This window comes from Stieleria marina (genome assembly GCA_007741555.1).
GTDB lineage: Bacteria > Planctomycetota > Planctomycetia > Pirellulales > Pirellulaceae > K23-9.
Genome location: CP036526.1, coordinates 428622 through 452903 on the forward strand (window position 1 = coordinate 428622; position 24282 = coordinate 452903).

Consider the following 24282-nt stretch of genomic DNA (forward strand, 5'->3'; position numbering starts at 1 on the left):
CAGAGCAAAATGAGCGCGGCGGCATCGTTGCCTTGATCGCATTTTCGCTCATGGCCTGTTGGCATTGCAAGGATAAGTTTCCTCGGATTCAGTCCGCCGTCATTTCCCAGACCACGCCGCGAGTCGTGTCCGCATCGATGAATCCTGCTTTACGGCCGCGGGGCCCGTCGTGGGGCGTTTCGCTTTTCGCTCGGAGTCCGCGATTGGGAAGAGACTGCAAAGTTTTCGCGACGTTGTCGGTCTCGAAGCACAAATGGTGCAAGCCTTCGCCGTGTTTTTCTAGGTGAGCTTGTAGCGGATGGTCATCGGTCAATGGTTCGACCAATTGAAGGTGCAGGTTGCCCATGTCCAAGTGGGTCAGCCGCACGTTGCCGGTCGGGATCTCTTCGCTCAGTACAAGCGGCAGCCCCAGTGTGTCCCGATAAAACTTCAGTGCTTCATCCGTGTCTCGGACGACAATGGCAATGTGATCCAGTTTGCGAAACATCGGCGTGGTCATAAAAGTCTCTGCGAATGCAATTTGTTATTGAAGTTTTTGATAGGCTTGCAGCAACGCATCGTCGCCGCCGACGTTGCCTGGAAATACAACGTACGCCAGACCCGGTCGGCGACTTTCTTGTTGTGTTTGCCAAACCGGAACGCCCGGTAGGATTTGTCCCAGTACGATGGCTCGTTTGACATCCAGGCCGCGCGTGGCAACGTCGCTCGACGTGATGCCACCTTTGGCGATCAGGAATCGAAGCGGTTGCTCGATCGATCTCACGACTTGAACCAAGGCTGCCGAAACTCGATTCCCGATTTCTAAATTGGACTCGGCGTCGTTGCCTGTGACCAGATTGCGCGACGTGTGCAGGACGACGTTGTGTCCGGACTGAAGTTCGCGATTGACCTTGGCGGACACTGTTTGGAGATACTCGTCGTGTCGATCGCTTAGGATTTCGTCCACGTCCAATTCGACGGCGACAAGGTTTTCGGCCTTGTTGATCAACGTTTTCAACTGCGTGGTCGTTTTGGGCACATACGATCCGACGGCAATCAGTCCGGTGTTGGCAGATGGGTTGACCATTTCGCTGGTGTCAAGCAGCGGTTTGGGTTCAAGCCCGGCGTAAGCTTGTACAAAGCTGGCTGCTGTTCGGTAGACGAATTGACGTCCGGCGTTTTCGGATCGCAAAGCCGCCGCCACGAACGATTCGATGTCCCGCATCGTAACCGCGTTGACGATGCAAACACTTTTTGGTGGCAGCGATTTGATCTGGTCGTTCAGGTTGGTTGAATCACTACAGCGAAGATCACTTAGGCTGATTTTGTGGACTTGATCGCGATTAATGTCTGGCCGCTTTTCGATCACCCAGTCGACAAGGTTTGCATTCTGAAAACCAAACACGGCGTCTTGGGCGAAAGGAGTTTCGCTGGCAGGGACAAGGGAGTCGCCTTCGGCAACGTAGTGGATATCATCAATCGTCAGTCGCCCGCCCTGCAGAAAAAACGGGATGATAAATTGTGGCGAATCCGGGGTGTTGAGCGCCGTTGCTAATGCGTCGACTTCGGCAGGGTAGTGACCACGTAAGGTCGAATCGCTGCGGCTAATGACGGTTAAGGATTTGTTCTTCGCCCTGGCAGCGGATAGCAGGTTCGCACCGATTTCGTGTGCCAATTGCTTGGCTCGGTCAGCGGGTAGAGATCGCGAATTCGTCAGGATATAAATCAGGCGATGACCACGATCTAATTCATCCGCGATCGCATCGGTAGTCCAGGTGGTTAGAACGGGGGTGTCGTAAACGGTTTGCGTTCCCGTGGGATCGTCATCCAGAACGATGATGGTGCGATCCGATTTGGCAAGAAGCGTGCGGATCTGCGGCAGCAACGACTCCGATGGCTCGGCAGGGAGCGCCGCCAGAGTTGCTTTGAGTGAACGATTCATAGGGTTCTTCCGCTCAACGATTCAAATAATTCTGCGGCACCGTCGATCGCAAAGGCACGGCAAGGTGCACCGTCACCGTCGGCGATTTTCAAAGGCAGCGCTCCGAACAGGCAAGTAGGACCGTTGAGCTGTTCCAGGTTGGTAAGCCCTTCGACGATGATGATGTTGGCTCCCAAGAGAATTTTGTGAATCAGTGTGACGGCGGGTAAGTCATTGACATCGGCCACGCTGGGCGGTTCGACGCCGACCATGCGGATCTTGCGATCGACCATCCATTGAGCCAATTCGGGGCTGATGGGCGGGAAATTGTCGCGATAGTAACTGGCATCGCGAACATGACGGCTCCAAAGTGTTCGCAACAAAATCGCATCGCCCGCTGCGATTTGGTCGGCTGCCACACCAAGGTGCTGGACGGTGATTGGAGTTTTGGGCGGGATGTCGTCTAAGTCGATCAGCCATGCCTTGCCGATGCAGTCGGCAAGCGGAATCTGATCAATCGTTTGCGGTCCCGCCTCGAAATGAAACGGTGAATCCATGTGCGTGCCGCTGTGCGAATACAAGTGTAGCGTTTTCGCATTCCAGCCATTTTCGGTGACCGTATACTTGGTTTCAAATTCGACACCGCGCATGCCCGGTTCGACCTTGAGAGTGAGATCGATGATGTTCACAGGGTTGGTTTCTCCCAGGTTCCCGATTTTGCGGAACGATACATTGCTTCTTGAACGGCGATGCTCTTGGCGTAACTATTGGCGTCGGTTTCAAACGCAGCGTTGTTTAGTAGGCCATCAACAAAATGTCGTTGTGTTTGGTAGACACAGTCGCCTGCAAAGCCTCCGTTGCTAGGCACGTAGTCGTGGTCGCGTTCTTTTTCCCCCAGCGGTTGGACGGTCAATCGCGCGTCGTCGTACATGCGGATTGTTCCGCCGTTGGCTTCGACAAGCAATTCGCCAAACGTGTAGCGAGGGTTTTCGGCAGTCGATTCGTTAAATCGATTCGCGTCGTAGACACCCATGCCACCGCCGTCGAACTGGAAAATCCCCAGAGCGGTGTCTTCGCCAGCGATTACAGGATTCAGTTTTCGATGGACACACCAGGCGTTTGCGATTTCGCCACCGAGGAAGCGAAAGGTATCGATCGTGTGAATGCCTGCTTCCAAGATCAGGAACTTTTCCATCGATTGAAAATACGGTTGACGAGCGAGGTAGGCATCATCGCCCCAGCCGTCGCCTGCGCGATTGCGAAAAGTCAATGTGTGTAGTTGGTCCCCGATGACGCCACCGTCCAGTAGCTGTTTGACTTCGCGATACCAGGGTTGGAAACGGAAGTTCTCGTGAACCATGAATCGGACGCCCGAATCATTGACGATGTCGATCAATTGACGAACTTCATCAACGCTGGGAGCGAGCGGTTTTTGACAAATCATCGCCGTGTTTCGGCTTGCGATTTCTGTGACGATTTCCAAGTGGGTGTCGGGCCGAGTAATGATGTCCACGAAGTCGACTTCATGAGCATCCAGCATCGAGCGATAGTCCGTGTAAGCATTGGGGACGGCATATTGCTGAGCCACTGAATTGACTTTGTCGGTGTCGGTATCGCAACACGCGACCAAGTCGACTTCATCGATGCGATTCCAAGCATCGAAGTGAAAATGACTGAAGTAACCAGCGCCGATGACGGCTCCTTTTAACTTGGTCATTGGGACGCCCCCGAGAGTTCTTGGCTGATCGAACGATCCGGTTTGATACGGAACCACATGAAGATCGCTACCACATTCAGCCCAGCGGCCAAGTAAAAGAATGGCTCGTGCGATCCCATATAGTCATGCAAGTAGGGGAAGGCGAGTGCCGTGGTGAAGGCACCCAAGTTGCCCACCATGTTCATTGCGCCGGACACGGCACCTGCATTCTTGCCACCAATATCCATGCACGTGGACCAGGACGGACTAAGGATCATGTCGGCACCAAAAATAGCAATGCACATGCACGCGACGGCGGAGGCTGGAGTGGTCATGTTGACGCACAGGCTCATGCCGATCGCGCTAAACACAAAGCCAATTGCAGCAGGCAATCGGCGGGAAAAATTCCATTTGCCTTGGCTGTAAAGTTTGTCGACGGTGAAGCCCGCCAGCCAGTTTCCTGCGACGCCGCAAAGCAGCGGCATGGCTGCGTACCAGCCGGTTTGTTCTTTGGTGAGCTCGAAACTGTCTTTCAAATATGGAAAGAACCAAGTCACCGTGAAGAAGAACGTGAAGTTGTGAGCGACGTACTGCACCATCAGCATCAGCAAATTGGGCGAGCGAAGCATTTCGGCAAACGTGAGCGAAGATTCCTCGTTTTCTAGCTCAGCGGATTCGCCAAGTGGCGTTTGATTTTTCGCCGGCTTTCGATTCTGAATGATGTAGTTGGATTCTTCTTCGGATACGGCAATGTGGGTCTCGGGTGAATCTCGAAAGAGCACGTACCATGCGATTGCGAAAAGAACTCCCATGGCACCGAAAAACCAAAACGTTTGCTGCCAACCGCCCAGCACATTGATCAGCCAAACGACGCCTGGCATGGCTAACGCGGCACCAAGCCGTCCGCCGGAAAAGCTAACAGAGTTGGCGATTCCTCGTTCGTTCATTGGCAACCACGATGTGAACGCTCGTGCGATCGTAGGGTAACCTCCCGCTTCACCCATGCCGAACAAGAACCTCAAGCCGATCAAAGGTACCAGTCCTCGAATCACTCCGGTCAATGCTGTGAAGATCGACCAGACCACACACACGACCGACATCACGATTCGCGGACCAAATCGGTCTGCCAGTTTTCCGCTGGGGACTTGAAACAATGCGTAGCCTAAGGCAAACGCCGACATCACCCAGCCCATCTGCTGGTCAGTAAAATTCATGTCGGTGGCGATGTCACTTTTGGCCGCTGAGATGCAAGCCCGATCCACCCACATCAAAACAGAAACGATGAAAGCGCCAAATATCAAAAGAAAGCGTTTAGGCATCGTTTGTCCTGGTAACGAAAAATTTGTTGTGTACCGCTTCTAGCGTCATGACGCCAAAGCTTGGCGTTTTTCGGATCACGACGCAATCCTTGCGCTCTCGTCGAGCGAGCAACGTCGGATTGTAGCTCGATCGAAGCTGCAGTGTCTGCTTGACAAGAAATGCTGCCCTCTATCACGACGAAGAGTGCCGGCGGCGAAGAAGCTAACGCACCAGTGCGATGGATGCGTGCACGGTGATCCACCCAAAGAAGACGGTTGAACCGCCAATGCATATTCAGCCGTACTTGGCTGCAATCGCTACGTTTGTCATTGCGTTTTGGTCAAAAAAAGGATCATCGCATCGGCCAAATTGTTTTGGCCGGCGTCGTCAAAACGTACAAACATTGGAAACGAATTGATTTCCAGGAACACAGGTGATGTCACGCCTTGGCGAAAACGAAAATCCAAAGCGCAGTAGTCGAACCCAATTTTGGTGGCCAGTTCAATCGATGGCTGGATCAACTCGCTTGGCACTTCAACTTGCACGACTTCCACGGCGTCGTCTTCGCGATAGTCCAGTTTGGTGGTCTGCAGGTGAAAGCCAAACGTTTGTCCGTCGATGCAAAAGACGCGAAGGTTCTCGCCCGTCAACTTCTCCTGAACAAACTGCGGTGGCAATCCAGCCAGTTCGTTAACGTCCTGAAAGATATCTCCGACGCTCTTGGTGTGAGCTCCGCCGCCAAGAGGCTTGATGGCGTGGGACTGCGGATCGGGAATCGACATTAGCGGTGTCAGGTCACCCATCACGATTGTTTCTGGAATTTCGAAACCTAGGTCTTTAGCCAGACGCAGGTTGTGGGATTTGTTGTTGGCGTCTGTCATCGATCGCCGATTCAGAATGCGGATCTCGGGCCACGCCAGAACATACGACTGAATCACATCAAAGGCGGCAAGGTTTTTGGTTGGGTCACCGTCGAAAACGTTGTACCGAAGAAAAACGCTGCTCGGCCGATGGGTCGTGTCGCCTAGATCGATCTTGGGAGAGTCAAAGTCCCAGGCGATACGATGAGCGTGCTCTTGGTCGGTATCCCATAAGACATATTGGCAATCACGAATGTGCGCTTGATCGACCATCCTTTGCGTGTTGGGATCCGATTCGCCACCAACGATTAACAGCACGACCTATGCTCTTGGAGATTGAGTAGAGATAGCACCAGTGGGGCAGTTGATTGGTGCCGAGTTGAATGGCAAAGAACAAAAATTGAAATGGAAATGCTACCAGCGACGGAAATTTTTCCAAACGCTAGGCATTTGATTGCGAAATTTCCCACTGCCAAACGGTGTCGGCATTTTGGGAAACGATCCTTCTTCACCCATCGCTCTCGTCGAAGGTGATGGCCTGGAATTTGATTCCTCGCCCACTCGCGTGGTCGTAACGTTGGTCGGAGGCTGAGGCACAGAGTGCGTTTCTTCGCCGACTGCATAGGTTGTGGCGGTGGGAGGTGGCTGCGGCAAAGTTTGTGATTCTTCGCCCAATGCAAAGGTCGTCAGCTGACGCGGTGGAGTTGGCTGTGGCTGAGACTCTTCGCCGTATGCTCGCGTTGATGCTGTGGGGCAGTAAGGCTGGCTTTCTTCGCCAACAGCTTGAGTCGTCGGTCGAGGGTTCCCTTCTTCACCAAGTGCTTGCGTGGTCGGCTGCGGATTGCCTTCTTCACCGATCGCTTGCGTAGTCTGAATCGGACGGCCCTCTTCGCCAAACGCGGTTGTTGATGGAGAGGGGTTTTCTTCGCCCAAAGCAAACGTGGTTGCGTTGGGTGGTTGCCGTTCTTCGCCAGTCACGCTTGTTGTTGGCGGGATTCCGGATGGCGGCTGAATCGTTGGCGGATTGGGTGAGGGGGATGCACTACTCTCTTCACCGACCGCATATGTAGTGGCAAACTGCTGTGCCTGAGCCGACTTGGGATTCAAAAGTGAATAGGCCACCGCCGATGATGCACCCAAAGCGACAACACGTCGCAAAAAATCGCGGCGTCCTACTTTGCCTTGGCTCTGTTGCTGAACCAGTTCAGCTATCTCTTGCTCGTTGTTTTCAATCGACATGGTGGTTGCCCTACGGGGGGATTATGCAGTGAATCGGCTGTCGGATGGTATCCATCGTATCGTCACGACAGGCGATTTCGAGGATGTAACAGCGAAAGTCAGTGGAATGGTTCAGGCCTGAGCCTGCACGCAAGAACACCTCGCATTTTAAAAGAATGCGAGGTGATGAAGGAATGGAGGTTACGACTACCAGTTTTGATACGTCATCGGTTGTTGGTAGACCGGATAGTTGCTGTAAATTGGACGGTTGTCGATCGCACGAGCATTGGTGCGGCTGCTATTGAAAAAGGCATCGGCTCGTGAGTTAGCTTGGGCATTGGACCAGTTGCCGTTGGCAATCGCGGTCCCGTTGCTCTGAGCGTATCCATAGTAGGCGTTCGCTGCTGAGTTGACGTGCGAACGTGATCCCCAACCATTGGCGTGAGATTGCCCATTGCTAATCGCGACGCCGCCATTGGAGTAGGCTCGGCTGTTGCCGCTGGCGAATCCGCCGTTGCGGCCGCTGCCGTTCATGTTGGCGATCGCGGTACCGCCATTGGTTGCGTAAGCCGATGCGTTTAATCGAGTATTGCCGCGGCCGCTGGCAGTCGCCGAAGCTGTTCCGCCATTGGAATAGCTGCTAGCAGTGACTTGGGCTTGAGCGTCGGTGACGCTCAGGGCCAGAGTAAGACTCAGGGCTGCGAAAGCGATTGTTTTGATTGTAGTTTTCATCGTCAGGGTTCCTCGTTGGGAAGGTTGTTGAATCAGGCGTGGTTGCCTTTCACAAATACCTGTGTCAAAGCTGCCAAAACCCCTTAACACTTTTTTGAAAAAGGTTTTCGCCTGCGTCACTGCAGTTAACGATTTTGGTTGATCGCCTGCAAAACACGTTGTTTGGCAGCGGGGCTGAGCTTGCTGTCGCTGAGCTGTTGTTGAATTTCCTGAACCGATCCACGCAGCCGAATCGGGCCGGCAGACAACTTTGGAAGCGACATTTCGATCGAAAATTGATCGCCACTACGGCTGACCGAGACGCTTTCGTTGCCACCGGCAAATGATGACGCGGAAACACCACCCTGCGTCGCAGCGTTCATACCAAACTGAGGAGGCCCAAATGCCGGTGGTAGGGCGAGCGGGTGAAAGGCATCGCCAGGGCCCATGAACTGATTCATCATGCGTACTTGTCCGCCGCGAAGCACCCACGCCGCGGTCGCTGCGGTGGGGCGAGGCAGATCACGAATGGTCGCAACTCTCTGGCCGTCGACTTGAACGATTACGTCCCCTGGCAGCAGTCCCAATCGAGCCCCAGCCTGGTTGGGCGAAATTTTGGCGACGAGCAGCCCGGTGTCTTTTTGGGCCAAAACGGGGACATGAAGTCGCAAAACATCGGGGATTTCTGCGAAATGCATTCCCCACGGTTCGTGATGAATCAGTTCGTTTGCCGGTGCGTTTCGCGCGGTCGCAGCAAAGAAGCTCAAGGTCGCAGCGAGAAGTAAGGTATGGTTCTTCATCGTCTTTCTCTTTGGGAGAGTGGGGGGGATGGAATCCGGCTGACTTCGAAAAACGTTATCCAAGCACGAGCCAGTCGCATAAGTACGCAAAAATGCGGCCTCTGCTTTCGCACAGGCCGCAGTCGATTTCCCTTGGCGGGGCATTTCACGATTGGCTTAGAAACGAGCGTTGTGAAAAACGCGGTGCCGAAAGTTTTGGGTTGGCTGATTTTGATAACCCTGCTGAACGCTAGGGTAAGTTTGATAAGGCTGTGGCTGGCCCCAGTGACGTGTGTTGCTGTTGGACCAAGCTTTGGTGTTTTGCCCAAATCCGGTGGACGAACTGCCACCGTAAACTTGGCCGTTGTACGATCCGGCTTGGCCACCTGAGATGACGCGTCCGCCTTGTGTGGTCACTCCGCCGTGGCTGACATGCGTGCCGCCAGCACCAATGTGCATGTTCAGATTGTGAGCCGCTGACTGGCCGCCCGCTCCCGCTCCGATCGTGTTAGAGATCGAAATGCCATTTTGGTTGGCTCCGACAGCGAATCCGTGACCGAAATCGACACCGTTTTTGGAGCTACTCTTCGATTTGGCGAACTGCAAAAGGCTGCCGCTCGCACTTGCTCCGGCTCCCGCTTGTCCGCCTCCCAGGTTGATCCATGAGCCGGCACGTTGAGCCGAAGCGGTGGAACTGGTCAGGCCAGCGATGAGGCCTAAGAAAAGGCATTGAACGAAAGCAAGTTTGGCAGTTTTAGTGAACAAGCGTGTCATGGGTCGTCTCCAGGTTGAAATTGTTTGTTGGCGGTTATCCGCTTCACAAACACCTGTGCGATCCACGCCGAAACCCCTTAACAAAAACAAGAAGAAATTCTGGGAGACGGGAAAACGCGTCAATTGCCGCGTTTGCAGTGCTGCAAGCCGCTCGCAGGAAGAGCGTCATTGGGCATGCATAGCACCTGAAGTGCCAACTAGTTTTCCTGCTTCTCCTCCACGAAAACTCTCAAATCATCCAGCCAGACTCTCCCGTTGCCACTCGTGACAATCTCTAGTCGTTGCCGGGTCAGTCCATTTGCGTTGCCTGAGTCGCCGTTTGGGTTACCTGAGTCGCCCTTTGCGTCGCCAGGAAAGAACTTGCCTTGGAATTGGGTCCAGCCATACGATCCGCCGGGAAATTCGATCACGACAGTCCCGTTTCCGGTGGACAAAACAACGGCTTTGTCGGCAAGCTCTCGAGCTCGCGCCCAAACACTGACTCGACAGCGACGTCCCAGTGGCACAGGAAACGCTTGGCCGGTTTTGGCTGTGCCCAGTTGATGGCCCTGTATCAACAGTGATTGATCGCCCTCATATGACTCAGCGTTGACGATTTCAGCGACGGATTCGTTCCCGTCCTGACACAGCCACGATGCACCTGTCACGTCGCTCCAGTAACGCATCGAATCGAGTTCAAAATCACCGTTGAATACCGGTGCGCGGTACTTCTGATCCAAACTACGCTTAGCTGGAAACTCGATTTTCGTCACTCTTGGTAGCTGAGATAGCGACAGCAAAAACTCTTTCATCGTCTTGGTCGACTCAGCGTCGGGCTGTTCCTTGCGTAGATTGCTGTAATGCGACACCAACGGCTTGATCACTGTCATCAAATCACAGGCGGGCTCCAGTTCGCGTGCTTTCGTGATGGCATCATTTGCTTCTGCGAATCTGCTTAGCAAGCCTGACATTCGAGCCTGTCCCAAAAAACAAGCTGCGCGATGATCGTTGGTTTTTGCGATCCACTGTGCCCGGCGATAGCCATCACGTGCCTCGGTGTATCGCTCTGCGGATTCATCACATCGTGCCAGTCCATAGACGGCCCAATCGTGATCCGATTCGGTGGCGATGACATGCTCGAAATCTTTTCTTGCCTTGGCCAATTCTTCACGCAGCAAATGCACCATTCCGCGAACGGCAAACGCGTGAGCCGGTGGATTTGGCAGAATGATCGCGGCCTCTGCATTCTCCATCGCTTTGTCAAACGCATTTTGATTCATGCAAACCGACGCGAGAAACGCTAGCAGCTTGCCTTGTTGTGGGCCAGTTTTTGCAGCCAGCTTTTGGAGAATGTCACGCACCTCGCTACGACCACGCAGGTCATCGACTAGCAGAAACGCTGCATCTTGGATGTCGATCAAAGGAAACGTGAGCTTCGACGCGTTGAGGAATTGTTTGAATGCCTCTTCGTTTTGACCGACTTCATAGAGGGCAAGACCGTACTGCCAACCGACGCGAGGTTGATTCACGGCTAGCCGCGACGCAAGTTCAGCATCCGCCAAACTCCATTTCCTCAACTCGTTGGCACGGCGAGTCGATTCCGCCTGGTCGAATGAATCGTCCTTGCTGATTAGGCGGGCTTGTTCACGGTACGCCGACGATCGGTCGGCGTAGGCAAAGCTCTTTTCGGGATGGATGGCGATGCATCGACCGATGGCCTGGACCGCGACTTCGATGTCACGCCACGAGGGTTCGTCTTTTCGCTGAGCCAAAAAATACTCCACTTGCGCCAGCGACAACTGCGTCCAATAGTGATCGGGCCGAAGCGTTGCCGATCGGTTAAACAGATCGTGAGCCGCAACCATTGCGTCATCGCCCTGATAGTCGCGAAAGAGGATTCCAAAATTAGGATCCAGCGCGGAGATCATGCTCAGCACTCCCAGGCTTTGAGCATCGGACGCATTCCGCGTCATTCCTAGTTGATGCCCCTGGATTCGTCTCGCATCACCGAAGCGAAAATCAGCCATCGAGCGATACCACCTGACCGCTTCGGCCAAGCGAAAGCTCTCCAGACGATCGCTTACAACTCGCGCTGCAGCGGCTTCGCGTTTGCCAGCGTCGGTGCTCAGAAAACGACGTGCGCCGCGAATCAATTTTGTTCGGGCGATCTGCTCGGATCCGAGCAAACGGATGCCGCTCATTTTGACCAACATGGCGTCCAGTAGCATCAGTTGCTGATACACGTCCCAACGCAGTTCGTCCTTTTGTTGTGCGGACAGATCCTGGTCAGGTAGCCGAAACCACCAATCATCGATGCCCCAGATTCCAAGTGCATTTAGCCCAGCAATGCACGCGGTGATCGCTTTGGTGTCGCGGCTCATGACATTCAGACGCTCGTGAACATCACTGTGCCGATGAAAGGCGACCAGCTGATCGACTCGATGCATCTTTGACGCCAGTCGGTCGTGTTCCGCTTTCAGTTCTGGTTCGTCTTTCAACGAGTTGACGGCACTTTTCAAAAAACCAAGTGCCGATGAAAACCGACTTGCTTGCAGTTCGGTTTGCGCCAAGTTGGCTGAGGCTCGCGCCATCGTTGTCAGCTCCAAGACGTGTTGCTCTTGTTGCGTCTTGATCTGAAAATCACGTTGTCGTTTTTCGGCCTCCAACTTCACTTGCCGTGTTTGCTGGATGTTCCAAAACAGTGATCCCGCGATCGATCCCACCGTGAGCAAGACGGCTGCGACGGCTCCACTGGCCGCGATGGTTCGGTGTCTGCGAAACCAGCGAGTTGTTCGCACGGCGACGGAATCGCGGTGAACGGCGACTGGTTCGTCGGCGAGCCAGCTTTCGACATCGGCGGCCAGCGCGGCAGCCGATGCGTATCGCTGAGCCGGCTTTTTTTTCATCGCCTTCATGCAAATTGCGTTTAGCGCGCGCGGTACCGACGCAAGCACTTGTCTTGGTGGTGCCAGTTTTCCCCTGGAGATTCGGTCCAGGAGTTTTGAGATTGATTCGTCGTTGTGCGGTGGTTGGCCAGAGAGGATTTGATAGAGCATCGCGCCGAGCAAATAAATGTCTGTGCGAACGCTGATTTCATCGAGCTTTCCACCGGCCTGCTCGGGGCTCATGTACTGCGGCGTGCCGATCCGCCCTCCCGCTTGCGTTGGCGTAGATCCACTGCCAAACGAACGATGGTCCAGCAAGTCCGCGGTCATCGACTCTTCGTTGGAAAGGTCCAGCAGTTTGGCCAAACCCCAATCAAGTACGAGCGTCTCGCCGTAGGGGCCCACCATTACGTTGGATGGCTTGATGTCCCGATGCAGTACTTTTTTGCTATGGGCATAGTCGATGGTATTACAGACATCAACGAACCGATTGAGCAGATTGCGAAACTGTCGCTGGTGTTCGACAGGGTCGCTGTCGCGAGTGGAATGATAACGATCGATCACTTCGCTGAGCGTGTCGCCTTCGATAAATCGCATCGCATAGTATTCGCGTCCGTCGTTCCATGTCCCCATCGCGTAGACCGGAACCACGCCCGGATGTTCCAGACGCCCGGTGACTTCGGCTTCCTGAATGAACCGCTGCCGAGCTTCGTCGTGACTTTGCCACTTGGGACGGATTTGTTTGACAGCGACTTCGCGGCGAAGTTGGCGATCATAAGCAAGCAAGACTTCCCCGAGCCCTCCTTCTTCGTGCTTAGAGAGAATCTGAAAACGCGGTTCGGAAGTCGTTCCGTTGGCCACACTGCTTTGACCAACGAGCGAGTCGGCGGGAAGGTCGTCGGAGGGATCAGCCGGAGGATCGGGGGTGTCAGCCGTTTTGCCAAGGAAGGCCGAATTCAGAAAGTCATCACCGCCGGCGGCCAAGTCTGCTTCCAGTAGCGACTGCAATTTTTGGCGCAAACCCGCATCACCACCGCAACGCGTCTCCAAAAATTCCGACCATTGTGATGCGGGAAGCTCGAGCGCCTCTAGGAATAGGTTATCAATCAGCGGCTGTTGTTTGGACAAGATCTACAAGCCTTTGGTCGTCCAGCATGGAAAGTTCAGCCAACATCTTTGCCATAAATGGAAAATCAATCCACCAATGACCAGATGAGCAGCTAGATTTCGCGGAAATGCCTCCATACCCGACGCGCACGAAAGTGCTCGATTCGCTTCTTGATTACGGCTTGGTTTTGACCAAAATTCTAAATCCCTGATAGGAGATCGCGGTTTTGGGATCATAGAAAGTTCGAACCGCGCTACGGCAGGCAATGGCGTGATGAACCCAGCCGCCGCCGCGACTGACCCGCGCCCTGCTATTGGCTGGATCATCAACTGGGCCTTCGGGATCTTTCAATTTTGATTTGCTGTACATGTCCTTGTCAAAAAGGTCGCGGCACCATTCCGAGACGTTGCCGTGCATGTCGAACAATCCGAATTTGTTTGGCGTGAACGTTCCAACAGGAGCCGTGAACACGAAGCCATCTGTCCGATTGATCACGGGCGCGGGATCAATTGCGGCCGCGAAAGCCGTTTTGACCCGTTCGCGCTGTTCCTTGGCAGTTAGGTCCCAAGTGTTTCCGCCTTTAGCGACTGAGTCGGCAGCATCGCCGGTGTGAAAAGCGGTGTCGGTTCCGGCACGACAAGCGTATTCCCATTGCGCTTCGCTGGGCAAATCGCAGTGGCATCCTTCTTGGTCGCTCAGCCATTTGCAGAACTCGTTCGCATCGTTCCATGTGACAAGGGTGACGGGATGATTGTCGTCCTGGGCGAACCCGGGATTCTTCCATGAATACTGCGGATCGAAAACTGATTTTCCCGCCGCAAGGCGAAACCCACCACCGCCTTTGGGGCTTCGTTCGGAATCGGTTCGATAGTTCGTCGCGTCGACAAACTGTCGAAACTGTCCAACCGTGATCTCGGTTGCGCTAAGGTAAAAATCACTCGTGTGGGCAACCTTGTGAACCGGATATTCGTTGGAAACGCCCATGACCAACATGTGAGACAAATTTGGATCGAGATGGGGAAACGAATTCGCGAGAGGTACTTTTCCTGCCGGAGTACGACTGCCCATTCGAAATTCGCCCGCCCGAATCAGTCTCATGGACATTCCTAGCGAATTGGTGAACTGGTCGCAGTTGTCAAAACGAACGTGCTTTAAGCCCACATTGGCTTTGCCTGCGTGCTGTAGGCCAATCGGGACATCCTGGATCGATACGTCCGCAAGCTTCAGGTCACCCTCTTGGACCTTAAACGCCAATTCGCCCCCATCCACCGAGCAGTCGTTGGTCACCGTGCAGGTCCCATTGGTCACTGTAATGGCTTGCTTGGACTGCGACCATGTCGAACCGGTGGCATCGACTTTACCACCGGCGTCGATCTTGATTCCCGTATCGGAGTTGTCTCGGAATTCACATTTGTCAATTTTTACAGCCGACCTTCGCCGTGAAACTTCGATGCCGATGTCGCTGGTGAATTGCGAACGCGAAACTGATGTAGATCGGCCGCCGTCAATTTTCAGGCCGGCTTTTGGAAAACGGCATTCGATAATTTGCAACAACGGTTGATCGTCACTGACGACGGCAAAGGATGACTGACTGACAAATTCGCACTTTCGTGCTCCAAAGCGTGTCGTCGATGCAAGTGTGACGCACAATTTGCCAGTCGAAATGACATTGCAGTCGTCAAGTACGACCGTGCCGCTGATCAAGTCAATCGCATGAGTCGCCTTGGCTCTGGCACTGCCGTGTCGCGAATCGATTGTCAGGTTGGACAGACGGGCTAAATCCAAATCGTCGCAATCAACGGTCACGGTCGTTTCGCGTGCACTGACAATTCTGCACAACGCGCGATCTGCATTGGCTCCGTCGGTTCCTCGGATCGTGGTGGGCATCCGAATTATCAATGACTCGTTGTACACACCGGGACGCAGTTCGATGACGGCATCGGGCACTTCTTCATCCAACGCCGCTTGAATTGTCTGATGTGATCCACTGCCATCCATCGCAACGACCCATGGTTTGTCGATCGAACCGTTGAACTTGGCTTCCGCAGGTTTGGGCTGCTCCGCTGGTTTTGTTGTTTCCACTGGTGATGGCGCGTCCATCTTTTCCGCAGATTCAGGCGAGCTCGTTTCTGCATCGACATCATCTTTGCCGGTGACCGGGGCAAGTGTTGGTAGCGGTTCTTTGGGATCAAGCGATTCGTCGTTGGGCTTGTCGATTTGCGCATCCACGTCCATGGACACTTCGGATTCCGTGACAACGATTGCCGCAGTATTCTCCAAGGCGGCAGGTTTTTCGCTGGCGATCGAAGGCAACGCTTCGGTCGTCGTGATGGGCGACAGCGATTTTGTTGCGGACGCTTTGATTGTTTTGTCGGCCAAATGGTCCGGCTTGTTCTCTTCAGCTGAGTCGCCGATCGCGTTGGAATCGCTCGGTTTGGGTTGAACAAGAGCCACCGGCTTTGGCAAATAATGGCTAATGGCAATCACCGTTCCGATGACGGACATCGCCACCAAGCCAATCAGGCCGGCCGTCAACATGATTCCGCGAACCAGCGGTGTTTTCAACGATGCCGATGTACTTGCTTTGTCGGCGGAAAGATTGGCGGATCCGGGGGATGAATGCCCGCTGCTGCGTCGGCTTTGATCGGACAACTCTACGATGCTGTCGCCCAGTTCCGGCGACATGAACGCACCCGCGATGTTTTGATTGCTCAAGCCATTTGAGATCAACACGGTCAAATCATCGGATAGCTCCCGAACGGTGGCGTAGCGATCGCTGGGTTTCTTTTCGCAGCACTTCAGGAAAATGGCGTTCATTTCCGACGTCAAATGCCCCGGCGCACGTTGCTGCAGCGGGCGCGGATCCAGTTGGCAGATCTGTTCGGAAAAGGATTCGCGACTCTTTCCCGTGAACGGACGTTTGCCCGTCAACATTTCGTAGTACATGACACCCAACGCCCAGATGTCGCTACGAGGATCCAGAAAATCCACTCGGCCACGGACTTGCTCAGGCGACATGTAGGGCAGGGTGCCGGCTAATTCGGGCCCTCGTTCTAGCTGCTCTTCTTCGGAGATGGCTAAACCAAAGTCGGCAATCCACGGCTTGCCGACATCATCGATCAGGATGTTGTCGGGTTTCAAGTCGCGGTGAAGAATGTCGCGTAAGTGCGCGGCTTCCAGGTTTTGTGCAATCGCCTGTGTCAGCTGCGCCGCTCTGGCTGGTGACAAGGTGCGTTTCTTGATCAAGTCGCGTAGCGTGTAGCCCTTGATATATTTCTGAACTATGTAGACGGCTTGGTCGTCGGTGGTGCCAATGTGATAGACCGGCACGATGCCGGGGCTTTCCAGTTGAGCAAGCTTGGCGGCTTCTTGACGCATTTGAGCCTGGAGTTTGTCGCTCGAAACCAGCGAAACTTTGATTGCGACGTCACGCTGCAGTTCTTCGTCTCTCGCCAAATAGACAACTCCAAAGGCACCTTTGCCCAGCGTGCGGCGGATTCGAAACTTGTCGATGAATTTCGGGCGAGACGGATCCTCGATTTCCCTTTTTCGCGATCGAGTGTTGCTCCTGGACCGCGACAAACCTAGCTGTTCGTCACTCGTCCCGAATTCATCATGGTCCGCTACCGACCGTGCTTGGTAGAGCGACTGATCGATGGTGCTGCCCAATTCGAATTCGGCGGGTTCGTTAGTCGTGTCGATCGAGTGATCGTCCAATTGGTTGGCAGTTTGCCCTTTGGTCGTGCCGTGCGTTTGGGCTGCCGTGCGTGTTTGGGCGGCACCGTGCCCTCCGCCCTGCTGAAGGATTGATTGATCATCGTCGGAACTTGTAGCCCATAAATGTCCCGTTGAATCCCCCTCTGCGTACGCTTGGAAAGCAGTGTGGACAGCTGATTGATGTTCCGGAAAACGTCTGACGAACTCTGCTTCGGTGGGCGATGGTTCCTGGTCGCTGCGCCAATGAAGTTCGATCTGGATCAGATGCTCCAACAGTTCACTGCGTCGATCGGCGTTCACTTCTTTTGCATATGATTCGATCGACGGCGGCGTGGGCGATTGCCAGGCGGAATCGAACTGCTTGCACAGTCCGTTGAGTAAGTCGGTAGAATTCGGATCGTTCATGGTTCGCGATGAATTCGTTGTGATTCGGCCCACTGCCCCAATGGTTCTTGCTCTCGTCAGCGACGACATTTACGGAGAGCAAAGTTTAGTCATTACGAACCCCTTCTTGGATGGATAATGGAGATACCCCACCAGAATTCGCGATCATGGAGCCTTGCTGGGGCCTCCTGCGTGAACTATTGAAGCCAGTGATCCGCTACGATTCTGTTTCGATTCCTCCCACCCTGTTCTTTGTGAATCCGCTTACGAGCGTTTTCCTGATCATTCGGTCCCTGATTTTTCGGACTGACTGAAGCCTACCAACGAGCCATCACCCGATGAAACCCTTCGATATCCAGGTCAACGGCTATGCGGGTGTCGATTTCTGTGCATCCGACCTGACGGGCCAACAACTGCATCAGGCCTGCGAAGCAATGATGGCGGACGGTGTCGAATCGATTCTGGCGACCTTGATCACCGATCGCGTTGAGCATTTGGTCAAGAAGCTATCCAATTTTGTTCAGCTACTGAATCAGGATTCCGTTGCTAGCCAGTTGATCCGCGGATTTCACATCGAAGGCCCTTTTCTTAATCCCGGGACGGGGTTCATTGGGGCGCATCCAAGTGAGTGTGTTGTTCCGGCGAATGTCGAAGATACCAAGCGATTGCTGGACGCTGCCGATGGCATGACACAATTGATAACGCTGGCACCCGAGCAGGATCCGAATTTTCAGACCACGGAATTCTTGGTTGATCGCGGCGTTGTGGTTTCGGCTGGGCATTGTGATCCGACATTGGACCAACTGCGAGGCGCGGTCGACCACGGTTTGACCATGATCACGCATTTCGGAAACGGTTGTCCGGTGCAGTTGCCGCGGCACGACAACTTCCTGCAGCGTGTGCTGCACTTGCGAGATCGATTGTGGATCTGTTTCATCCCCGATGGTGCACACGTCGATTTTTATGCGCTCCGAAACTACGTCGATTTTGTAGGTGTCGATCGCACCATCATGGTCACCGATGCCATCTCGGCGGCCGGGTTGGGCAAGGGGAACTACGAAATTTCGGGCCTCGCAGTCGAAGTCGACGAACAGGGAGTGGCGAGACGGCCCGGTTCGCCCAATCTGGCAGGGGCGACCATCACGATGCCAAAGATACGCCATAATCTCGCCCATCAGTTGGGTTTCGACGAAGAAGCCATCCGGAAGATGATTGATCTAAATCCACGCCAAGCGTTGTCCAAAAGCAGAACATGAAACCACTTTTTCGAAGCGTCGGTCCCGCCATCATTGTCGCTGCCATTGTGTTGGGGCCAGGGTCGATCCTGACCAGTTCCAAGGTTGGCGCGACATTTGGTCTCGTAGGCTTGCCGGTGGTCGCCGTCGCCACCGTGTTAATGATCGCCATGGTGGCGCTGGCTGCGCGGTTGGGCGTGGTCTACGAAAACAGCCTCTGCGATGAACTGGCCAGTCGACTGGGGCGTGGCGTTGCCGTCGCGATCGGTCTGACGCTCTTTGTCTTGGTCGCGTTTTTTCAGTCGTCCAACAACATCGCACTCATTGGCGGTTTGGAGCCGATGTTTGGTGACACGCCGCTACCGTTTGGTGTGCGAGCCGCGCTGCTGGTCGCGGTCAATGGTGTCGTCATTGCCAGTCTTTACTTGCTGCGAAATTTGTATGGCAGCATCGAATCAATGATGAAGATCTTGATCGGATTGATGACGATTGCGTTCTTGTTCAACTTCATCCAGATCTTTCTCAACCCACCCGAAGTCGTGAATGCAGCGGCCGCGTTGCCTGACGCAACTACCGACAACCGCGATTGGCTGGCTTTGATGGGGATGATCGGAACGACGTTTTCGGTTGGCGGTGCTTTTTATCAAGGTTACTTGGTCAAAGAGAAAGGCTGGGGACTCAGTCAAGCACGTGAAGGTGTCGTTGATTCGTTTATCAGTATTAGTGTGCTGGGAATGGTCACCGCCATGATTTTGTTGACGTCATGGAAAGTGTTTTACGGTCGCGCCGAACCGGTACAGTTTGATAGTGTTGGCGACGTCGCCAAGCAGCTTGAACCGCTCTTTGGATCAGCCGCAAAAATCATCTTTTGTCTCGGGATCTTGGCTGGCGGCTTGAGTTCCTTTTTGGTGAATGCATTGATCGGCGGAACCGTGATGAGCGATTCACTGGGCAAAGGTTCCAAGCTGAGCGACAAATGGCCGCTGCATCTGACGACGTCTGCCTTGGTGGTTGGCATGGTGGTGGCAATCGCATCGATGGCTCGTAGCGGCAGCACAGTGCACCTGATCACGTTGGCACAAGCTCTGACCGTACTGGGAATCCCGGCCTTGGCGGCAGCATTGATCTACCTTGGCACTCGAAAAGAACTGACCGGGCCCAGACGGGTTCCAAAGTGGATGATTGTCATAGCGTCTATCGGTTTTTGTGTTGCCTGTGTGTCAGCCTGCATGACGGCCAGCAAGGTCTACCAAAAACTCAACACGCCCGCGGTTGCCGCCAGCGAAGTCAGTTCCTCTGATCTTCAGAGTGAGTCGGAAAAGTAAGTCGGACTAATCGAGAGACTACAATCAAGCGATGGATTCCTTTCTGAAACTTTTGCGACTTCAGGTTATGAAATCACTTGTCGCCGCTCTACTGTGCGTGTTCGTCCTGGATGCGACTTCACCGGCAGAGGAAACTCTTTCGCTGAAGGAGCTGATTTCCAAAGTTCGGCCCTCAGTTGTCACCATCCGTGTTCAAGGACGCGACGGTGAGAACTTGGGTATCGGCACCGGTTTTATCATTGATGAGCAAGGGCTTGTCGCGACCAATTTTCATGTCATCAATGAAGGGCGACGATTTTCGGTTGAAACATTCGATGGCGACAAACTAAAGGTGCTGGCCGTCGAAGCTTCCGATCGAACGAGTGATTTGGCGCTGATTCGTGTCGCATTTCCCGGCGGAATTGACTTGCCCGCCTTACCGTTGGCCAAGGCAGTGGATCCCGAGCAGGGCACTCGAGTTGCCGCGTTTGGCAATCCGTTGGGATTCAAGGACAGCGTCGTCGATGGAATTGTTTCGGCTGTTCGCGAAGTTCAAGGGCGGTCCATGATTCAATTAGCGATGCCGATCGAACCTGGTAACAGCGGAGGCCCTTTGGTAGATCGGTCGGGGCGTGTGTTGGGAATCATCAACATGAAATCCGCTATTGATGACAATCTTGGGTTTGCAATTCCGATTGGTCAATTGGTATCGCTGCGACAATCGCCCAACCCCGTTTCGATCGATCGCTGGGTGCGTTTGGGAAAAATCAATTCGCAGACGTGGAGTCCCATCATGGGCGCAAATTGGCAGCAGCGTGGCGGACTGTTATCGGCCCGCGGAATGGGAAAAGGTTTTGGAGGTCGTTCGTTGTGTTTGGCAAAACAAAAAGTTCCGCGGTTGCCATTTGAGGTCGCCGTATCCGTCAAGCTGGATGATGAATCGGGGGCAGCCGGGTTGGCGTTTTATAGTGACGGAGACAACAAGCACTATGGTTTCTACCCAAGCAATGGCCAGCTGCGTCTGACGTGTTTTAAGGGGCCCAGTGTCTACTCCTGGGAAATATTGCAGGATGTGCCGTCGGACCACTATTTGCCTCAGCAGTGGAATCGGCTTCGCGTGCGGTTAGACGTTGATTCGATCGAGTGCTATGTCAACGATCATTTGGTCATCACGTCGACCGACAGCCAACTTACCGATGGTTCAGTGGGACTGGCCAAGTTTCGCAATACGAACCCTGACTTTCGTGGATTCGCGATTGGCCAAGATCTGAAAGCCAACCCATTGTCTAAAGCCACTCGCGACTGGTTTAGCAAGCTTGATCAGCGTGACCTGTTGCCGAGCGAGATTAGTGATGACGAACTTGCCGAATTGGGAAAGTCCAGCGAAACCGCTGCGCGTGAACTGATCCGGCGTGCTGCCCAGCTCGAAAAAGAAACAAAGCAATTGCGGCAATTGGCGGATGAAGTGAAGCGAGCCAAAGTGTTGGCGAAGCTAACGAGGTTGTTTGCCGATGACGAAGTCAAAGGAGATCGCTTGCTGGATGCGACGTTGCTTGTCGCTGGATTGGACAATTCCGAGATCGATATCAATCACTACCATCAACGCATCGACACGATGGCATCGGAGATTCGCGAAACCCTGGATGACGATGCCGATTCAGACGCCAAGATCACCGCCCTAAACAGTTATCTGTTTCTTCAGAATGGATTCCACGGCGGTCGCAGCGAGTATTATCATCCCGCAAATAGCCATCTGAACCGTGTGATTGATGACCGGGAAGGTTTGCCGATCACCCTATCGATTCTTTACATGGAGTTGGGCCGACGAATCGGGCTGACGATCAAGGGCGTCGGGTTGCCTGGCCATTTTGTGGTGCGTCACGAACCAGTTGACGGCGAAGCGAATCAGCAATTAATTGACGTGTACGAAGGCGGCAAGCTGATGTCGCTTGACGATGCAAGACTGCGCGTGATGCAACACGCTGGTCGTCGGGTCCAAGCCAGCGATTTGGAATCTCAGAGTGACCAGCAGATTGTCAATCGAGTGCTTAGCAATCTAATGGGGATTGCAACGCGAAGCGAGGATCTTGAATCAATGTTGCGTTACTTGGACGCTAGTTTGGCGATCAATCCCGACGCGGTTGACTTCCGCATCATGCGTGCTCAACTGCGAGGCGTCACCGGACGCAAGTCCCGCGGGATGGCTGACGTCGATTACCTACTGAAGACCGACCTGACTGGAATCGACATTCAACGCCTGATGCAACTGCGGTCGGCAATCGAAAATCACTAGCCGTTAGGAAATCACGTGACTAAACACGACGTTTCGATTTTGCTTCAGCAGGTTAAGGAAGGCGACGAATCGGCTCGCGAACGACTGTTCGTTGAGCTGCAGACGGAACTGCGCGACATGGCATCAGCGATGATGCGCCGCGAACGACCGGATCATACGCTCCAAGCAACGGCCCTCGTCAACGAAGCCTGTCTGCGGTTGCTGGATTCGGACGCCGTCAGCAATGCTTCCGATCGTCGGTATTTTTTTGGCATGGCCAATCGTGCTATGCGGCAGATATTGGTCGAACACGCGCGAAAACGTAACACAACCAAACGTGGTGGCGACTATCAACGTGGGTCGTTGGACGTGGTGCTGGAACAATTCGAGAGCAGTAATGGCTGCCGATTCGAAGATTTGGAAGCATCGTTGGAGGCTCTGGAGAAAGAGTCGCCCCGGCAGCGTGAAGTCGTCGAGCTCCGGTTTTTCTCGGGACTGTCGGTTCCCGAAGTCGCCGAGGTATTGGAGATCAGCGTTGGCACGGTCGAACGCGATTGGCGGCTAGCTCGTGCCAAGCTTTATCAACAGTTGCGAAACGAAGAAACGTAGCCCAGCGGAACGTCGTGGTTTGGCGACGCTGTCGCTGGTCAAGCGTCCGACTAGTTCGTCGGAGCAGTCTGGTTTTTGCTTGGCGCGGGATCGCCTGCGTCGGCTGGCATCGTTGTGTTCCAGGCGAAGATCGCTGATTGAAGGCGAGACGCCACTTCAGGATATTGCTGAACCAGATTCTGGGATTCGCTCAAGTCAGCGGTGATGTCGTAGAGCTGCGGATCGCTTTGGTCATAATCCACCAGGAATTTCCATCGACCATCGCGGACAGCTAAGTCCGGCGCATCGATCTCGGACGCCGCGTCTTTGTTTCTGCCACTTAGGCCACCGGGCCGATCCGGTGGGCGGCGAAAAAAAATCGGTGCTTTGCGTCCGTCCGTTGATTCGCCCAGCATGGTCGCCAAGACGTCTTCACCGTCCAGGGTGACTCCTCGTGGAACATTGATTCCTGCCACGTTGTAAAGCGAGCGATTGATGTCGATCGCCGAGAAAACCGATTGCGTGTTTTTGGTGCCGATGGATGTTTTAGCAAGTAGTCCCGGACCCCAAACAATCAGTGGCGACCGGATGCCACCTTCGTACAGGAGTGCTTTGCTGCCGCGTAACGGGTCGGACATGCCCGCGCCAGGTTCGTGACCATTGTCGCTACAGACAAGAATTAGTGTGTTGTTTTTGAGCGTGTCATCGCCGCGAATGCGATCAAAGAGCGGCGCGAGTTGCTGGTCCATCGCATCGAGCACGGCGTAGTAAAGCTGTCGTTTGCTTTCGTCGGTTGCGTCACGCAAAACTTCCGGTGGAAAGAAAGGCGAATGAACATCATCGGGCCAAACGTTGACAAAGAATGGCTGGTCTTTGGCCGCCGCGTCGTCGATGTGTTGCAAAGCTCGCTGGACAAATTTGGTCGTGATCTCGCTGCGGTTGGCATACTCAATGGGGCCGCGTCCAAGCTGATTGGATCCCAAATCATGAAGCTTGGGTTTGCCGCCTTTGAACGCGTTTTTGTACCCCAATACGCGTGGGCCAAGGCCTTCAAAGTTCGTCAGGCTGCGATCAAATCCGTACTCGCTGATCAGCGGCGCGTCGCCAACATCGCGTTGACCACCCATGTGCCATTTGCCAAAGTGGCCGGTCGCATAGCCGCTCTTTTGCAGCTCGCGTGCCAACACGGGGGCTTTTACATCCAACCACTGCGCCATGCCGCGTTGGTGGTTGGCTTTGCGGTTGTTTAAGAACGAAGTGATCCGCCATCGCTGTGGATACTGGCCGGTTGTCAGCGCGGTTCGCGAAGGAGAACAAATCGGCGAATTGACGTAAAAGTTTGTAAATTGAATGCCTTCGGACGCCAACTGATCAATGTTCTGCGTGACGGTTCGCTTGCCGCCAAAGCACGACAGGTCGGTAAAACCCATGTCGTCGATGAACACAATAACGATATTGGGTGACGCCGCTTTGCATGGGGAAGCGACGGCACAAACGGTGGCAACCAAAAATATCAGTGGCGCTGGATAACGAGACATAGTGATCGACGGTGCCGGGCTGCGGATAGGACTGC

Annotated in this window: 17 protein-coding genes; 4 read left to right on the forward strand and 13 right to left on the reverse strand. The window is 54.1% G+C overall.

The features are described 5' to 3' along the window. Positions 1-88: 88 nt before the first annotated feature. The 12 genes from K239x_RS01560 to K239x_RS01615 all read right to left on the reverse strand — a co-directional run bounded on the left by K239x_RS01560 (position 89) and on the right by K239x_RS01615 (position 17331). A complete protein-coding gene (locus tag K239x_RS01560) occupies positions 89-487 on the reverse strand; it encodes a VOC family protein (protein WP_419189553.1) in 399 nt (132 codons plus the stop codon). Positions 488-523: 36 nt separating this feature from the next. Beyond that, a complete protein-coding gene (locus K239x_RS01565) occupies positions 524-1921 on the reverse strand; it encodes a four-carbon acid sugar kinase family protein (RefSeq protein ID WP_145415938.1) in 1398 nt (465 codons plus the stop codon). Further along, the gene (locus K239x_RS01570; protein WP_145415939.1) at positions 1918-2589 is read right to left on the reverse strand and encodes a cyclase family protein; all 672 of its coding nucleotides are present in this window, start codon (positions 2587-2589) and stop codon (positions 1918-1920) included. Before K239x_RS01570 ends, K239x_RS01565 begins: the two co-directional genes overlap by 4 nt. Continuing rightward, complete coding sequence (locus tag K239x_RS01575) at positions 2586-3617, reverse strand: Gfo/Idh/MocA family protein (protein WP_145415940.1); 1032 nt, start codon at positions 3615-3617, stop codon at positions 2586-2588. Before K239x_RS01575 ends, K239x_RS01570 begins: the two co-directional genes overlap by 4 nt. Then, positions 3614-4915, reverse strand: coding sequence for an MFS transporter (locus tag K239x_RS01580; protein ID WP_145415941.1), 1302 nt, complete (start codon positions 4913-4915; stop codon positions 3614-3616). Before K239x_RS01580 ends, K239x_RS01575 begins: the two co-directional genes overlap by 4 nt. 306 nt (positions 4916-5221) lie before the next feature. Next, positions 5222-6073: an ATP-grasp domain-containing protein gene (locus tag K239x_RS01585; protein ID WP_145415942.1), complete on the reverse strand. Its 852-nt coding sequence runs from the start codon at positions 6071-6073 to the stop codon at positions 5222-5224. Positions 6074-6169: 96 nt separating this feature from the next. Further along, a complete protein-coding gene (locus tag K239x_RS01590; protein WP_145415943.1) occupies positions 6170-6994 on the reverse strand; it encodes a hypothetical protein in 825 nt (274 codons plus the stop codon). 186 nt (positions 6995-7180) lie between these two features. Then, positions 7181-7705, reverse strand: a complete 525-nt coding sequence (locus K239x_RS01595) for a hypothetical protein (RefSeq protein ID WP_145415944.1) — start codon at positions 7703-7705, stop codon at positions 7181-7183. 125 nt (positions 7706-7830) lie between these two features. After that, entirely contained in the window at positions 7831-8484 is a 654-nt protein-coding gene (locus K239x_RS01600; RefSeq protein ID WP_145415945.1) for a PDZ domain-containing protein, read from the reverse strand. A gap of 156 nt (positions 8485-8640) precedes the next feature. Continuing rightward, on the reverse strand, positions 8641-9237 hold the full coding sequence (locus tag K239x_RS01605) for a hypothetical protein (RefSeq protein ID WP_145415946.1): 597 nt from the start codon (positions 9235-9237) through the stop codon (positions 8641-8643). A gap of 197 nt (positions 9238-9434) precedes the next feature. Then, complete coding sequence (locus K239x_RS01610) at positions 9435-13229, reverse strand: protein kinase domain-containing protein (protein ID WP_419189554.1); 3795 nt, start codon at positions 13227-13229, stop codon at positions 9435-9437. A gap of 154 nt (positions 13230-13383) precedes the next feature. After that, complete coding sequence (locus tag K239x_RS01615) at positions 13384-17331, reverse strand: bifunctional serine/threonine-protein kinase/formylglycine-generating enzyme family protein (protein WP_419189555.1); 3948 nt, start codon at positions 17329-17331, stop codon at positions 13384-13386. A 317-nt stretch (positions 17332-17648) separates the two neighbouring features. On the opposite strand from K239x_RS01615, the gene K239x_RS01620 reads away from it, so the two are divergent. The 4 genes from K239x_RS01620 to K239x_RS01635 all read left to right on the forward strand — a co-directional run bounded on the left by K239x_RS01620 (position 17649) and on the right by K239x_RS01635 (position 22730). Beyond that, positions 17649-18566 (forward strand): N-acetylglucosamine-6-phosphate deacetylase, encoded by a 918-nt coding sequence (locus tag K239x_RS01620; protein WP_145415949.1) that lies wholly within the window; start codon positions 17649-17651, stop codon positions 18564-18566. Beyond that, complete coding sequence (locus K239x_RS01625) at positions 18563-19870, forward strand: NRAMP family divalent metal transporter (protein WP_145415950.1); 1308 nt, start codon at positions 18563-18565, stop codon at positions 19868-19870. Before K239x_RS01620 ends, K239x_RS01625 begins: the two co-directional genes overlap by 4 nt. Before the next feature lie 67 nt (positions 19871-19937). Then, complete coding sequence (locus K239x_RS01630) at positions 19938-22142, forward strand: transglutaminase family protein (RefSeq protein ID WP_419189556.1); 2205 nt, start codon at positions 19938-19940, stop codon at positions 22140-22142. A gap of 15 nt (positions 22143-22157) precedes the next feature. After that, the gene (locus K239x_RS01635) at positions 22158-22730 is read left to right on the forward strand and encodes a sigma-70 family RNA polymerase sigma factor (RefSeq protein WP_145415952.1); all 573 of its coding nucleotides are present in this window, start codon (positions 22158-22160) and stop codon (positions 22728-22730) included. Between the two features lie 50 nt (positions 22731-22780). Here K239x_RS01635 and K239x_RS01640 read toward each other — a convergent pair whose 3' ends face one another. Continuing rightward, positions 22781-24247: a sulfatase family protein gene (locus K239x_RS01640; protein WP_145415953.1), complete on the reverse strand. Its 1467-nt coding sequence runs from the start codon at positions 24245-24247 to the stop codon at positions 22781-22783. Positions 24248-24282: the final 35 nt, after the last annotated feature.